Source organism: Kitasatospora sp. NPDC094028 (assembly GCF_049543595.1).
GTDB lineage: Bacteria > Actinomycetota > Actinomycetes > Streptomycetales > Streptomycetaceae > Kitasatospora.
On record NZ_JBMVFA010000094.1, the window covers coordinates 1 to 1,407 of the forward strand.

3 protein-coding genes are annotated in these 1,407 nt (G+C 68.2%); all 3 read left to right on the top strand.

What is annotated here, in order from left to right:
- Positions 1 to 518, top strand: a 518-nt coding sequence (locus ACPC54_RS41980) for a DUF5753 domain-containing protein (RefSeq protein WP_498973020.1), incomplete at its 5' end; no start/stop codon positions are given.
- Between the two features lie 100 nt (positions 519 to 618).
- Positions 619 to 1,059, top strand: a complete 441-nt coding sequence (locus ACPC54_RS41985; protein ID WP_181516367.1) for a UCP032817 domain-containing protein — start codon at positions 619 to 621, stop codon at positions 1,057 to 1,059.
- 40 nt (positions 1,060 to 1,099) lie between these two features.
- Positions 1,100 to 1,407, top strand: a 308-nt coding sequence (locus tag ACPC54_RS41990; RefSeq protein ID WP_498973022.1) for a hypothetical protein, incomplete at its 3' end; no start/stop codon positions are given.

The following is a 1,407-nucleotide window of genomic DNA, read 5'->3' on the forward strand; positions in this document are numbered from 1 at the left end:
CGCGCCACTTCCGTGCTTACCAGTCCTGGGTGATCCCGGGGCTACTCCAGTCGGCCGCGTACACGCGGGCCGTCTTGAGCACAGTGGCCCAGCTGCGAGACGTACCCGACGACATCGACGACGCCGTTGCCGTCCGTATGGACCGCCAGCGCATCCTGCGCTCCGGTGACCACAGATTCGCGATGCTCGTAGAGGAGTGGGTGCTGCGCACGGTCATCGGCGACAACGACACCATGGCTGGCGCGCTCGGCCACCTGGTCTTCGTAGCCTCACTGCCCTCGGTGAGCTTGGGGATCATCCCGCTCGGTACGCCCCGTGGCGCCGGCTGGCCTGTCGAGTCGTTCACCTTGTACGACGACGCGCAGGCAAACGTAGAACTCGTGTCGGCACACTTGACGGTCACGCAGCCCGGCGAGATCGCCGAATATTCCAGAGCGTTCGTGGAGCTTTCCGCCATCGCCGTGTACGGGGCGCAGGCCAGGTCGCTCATCACATCGGCCATCGATGCCCTCGAGTGACGGCCGCGCAAGTCCGTAGAAGCTCATGGACCCCGAGTTCTCCGCCGCTCCAGCCTGGTCGCCGAGCACACACCGGATCAGGTGAAAGGCAGGGCGTTCCATGAGTGTGACCGCCGAAATGCCGGTTGCCGCCCTGCGGCACGGCCGCGACCTCGTGGCACCCGAGTTGTTCGAACGGCTGACGGACTTCTGCGCCGAGGAGTACGGGTACGAGCGTTCCCTGGCCGAGCGGATCATGGACGAGGCCCTGGCCTTCGTGGACGTCATGGGCCGGACCGGCGAAGCCATGTCGCCCTCCAGGGCCGTGGACCCTGGGTGGCACACGTTCATGCTGCACACCGAGGAGTACGACGCGTTCTGCCGGACGCGGTACGGCCGGTTCGTCCATCACGCGCCCAGGTCCCGGTACCGGGACAGGGTGACGACAGCGGATGTCGTGGCCACGATCCGCGCCCACGGCTTCTTGGTGGACGAGTCCCTGTGGGGCACCAGGGCGGACTGCAACGAACCGGCGTGCTGCGGCGACGGCCCCTGCTGCTGAGACCGTGGTGACCACCGAGGGAGTCAAAGGACGGGGCCGGGTGACCGTCTTCTCCCTGTTCGGGCCCGTCTTCGGCTACGCGACCACGCTCGTGGAGGACCGGCAGCTCGCCTACGTGGGGCCGCTGACCCCCGGCATCGGCTGGCGCCTGCTGTGGCGGATGGCCGAGAGGTGCCACACCGACGGGGCGGCGGAGGCCAGGAAGGCGGAGTGGATCGTCTCGCAGGCGTCCCGGGCGTTCATCTGCGGAAGCGGCGTCATCGTGAAGCTCTCCGACGCCGACTGGGTGATGGCGCCCGGTGGCTGGGCCGTGGAGCTGGGCGGCTCCTGGTGCAACCAGGACGTCCT